Source organism: bacterium, from assembly GCA_024224155.1.
Lineage (GTDB): Bacteria > Acidobacteriota > Thermoanaerobaculia > Multivoradales > JAHEKO01 > CALZIK01.
Genome location: JAAENP010000325.1, coordinates 1 through 1,799 on the forward strand (window position 1 = coordinate 1; position 1,799 = coordinate 1,799).

2 protein-coding genes are annotated in these 1,799 nt (G+C 65.9%); one reads left to right on the forward strand and one right to left on the reverse strand.

The annotated features are described in order from the left end of the window. Positions 1-1,302 (reverse strand): IS1634 family transposase (locus tag GY769_16940; GenBank protein ID MCP4203608.1); only part of this gene is annotated, 1,302 nt, incomplete at its 3' end. Positions 1,303-1,513: 211 nt separating this feature from the next. Between GY769_16940 and GY769_16945 the strand changes: the two genes are divergently transcribed. Further along, positions 1,514-1,799, forward strand: a 286-nt coding sequence (locus GY769_16945; GenBank protein ID MCP4203609.1) for an NAD-dependent epimerase/dehydratase family protein, incomplete at its 3' end; no start/stop codon positions are given.

Genomic DNA, 1,799 nt, shown 5'->3' on the forward strand with positions numbered 1-1,799 from the left:
CCCGATCGCCTCGCCGATCTTGACCGGCTGGATCAGCCGGCGCTTGTCGATGCGGACCTGCAGGCGCGCCAGGTCGGCCTTCAGGCGGGCCTCCTGCTTGTCCCGGATCGCCCGGTCCTTCTCGACCCGCTCGCTGCTGTGGCAGAGCACATGAGTTTGATCGCCCTGGCGCCGGCTCTTGACCTTGACCAGGCTCTTGCGTTGCGCCGGATTGGTCGGCGAGGTGGGCCGATGGACCGGGACGAAGTCGCCCTCATCGGCGAACTCGGCCAGCCAGGGATCGCGCTCGCTCTGGCGCATGGCGACCAGGTAATGCAGCCCACGCGAAGTGATCTGCTCAAGGTTCTGATCGAACGCCATGCCCCGGTCGACCACCACCGTCGCGCCCTTGCGCAGGCCCAGGTTGGCCTGCAGCCGGTCGAGCATCTCGCCCAGCGTGCTGCGGTCCTGGCGGTTGCCGGCAAAGATCTCGTGGCCCAGGGGAAAGCCCTCGCGGCCCAGCGCCAGGCCGATCAGAACCTGCTTGCCGTCCGGGCGCTTGTCACGGGAATGGCCCAGCTTGGCCTTGGGGTTGGCCTTGGCCTGACCCTCGAAGTAGGTCGAGGTCACGTCGTAGAGATAGATCTGGGAGTCCAGATCGAACAGGCTGCGCTCGCGCGCCGCCAGGGCCCGATCGATCGCCTGACGGTGAGGCTCCAGCTTGTCCATGTTGGCATAGAGCCAGTCCTCGTCCCGATCCTCCAGCTCGAGGCCCAGGATGTCCTGTAGCGCCGTGGTCCGGAACCAGGCCGGCATGGCATGCTCCGATGAGGGCGCGATCAAGCGGTTCAGCACCATCGCGCAGCTCAGCTTGCAGCTCCGCTCGTCCAAGCCGAGATCGGCCAGGATCCGATCCAGCCCCAGGCGCCGCCAGAACTGGTGACCCACGTGCACCGCCCCGGCCGAGCGATGGCGCTCGCTGCCGACCCCGGCCGGGTCGACGCTGATCAGGCCCTGATCCGAAGCCGGCGCCCCGGAGGCGCTCCCTTGGGCGCTTTGCTCGGCGCGTCTGACCTCGATCTTGGCGACGATCTCGCGGACCTCGCGGTCGTCTTGCGCTTCGAACATCTCGCCCTGGGCGCACAACGCGGCTTCCACCTTGCGCACCAGCTCGAGCCAGTCCGCGCGCGAGCGCGGGCCCAGATCGCCGAGCGTGCAGACGGTCTTTTGGCGCGGCCCCTTGGGGGTGCGCACGGACTCGACCAGAACGTAGCTGGAGTAGGTCTTGCCCTTGTAGCGGCGCTTGGATTGTCGCAGGTACATTACCACTACAGATCACAGAAATCGCAGAGATACAATAGAGAAGACAACATAATTATTCACTACAATGAGCTGTCGCAAGACCCAACCCTTGATTTCATTGCCTTTTCCTAGCCCGAGATCTCAAATTCGGGCCGAAATCGGCAATTATAGCCAAACAAATTCGGAAGTTGGGCTAGCGGAACGCACCAGACCGGCCAGGAAGCGAGCGGACATGACACTTCTGATCACCGGCGGCACCGGCTTCGTCATGGGCAACCTGGCCCGGCGCTGGCTGGAAAGCGATCCCGGGGCCCGGGCGGTCGTGCTCGACGTCGCCCCGCCCGATGCCATGGCCACGGCCTTCTTCGCCCCGCTGGGCGACCGCCTCGACCTGGTCCAGGGCGATGTCCGGGATCGTGGCCTGTTGGACCGCATCGCCCGGGACCACCCGATCCGGCGGATCGTCCACGGCGCCACCGTCACCTCGATCAATCGCCTGACCCTGGCCGATCCGGATC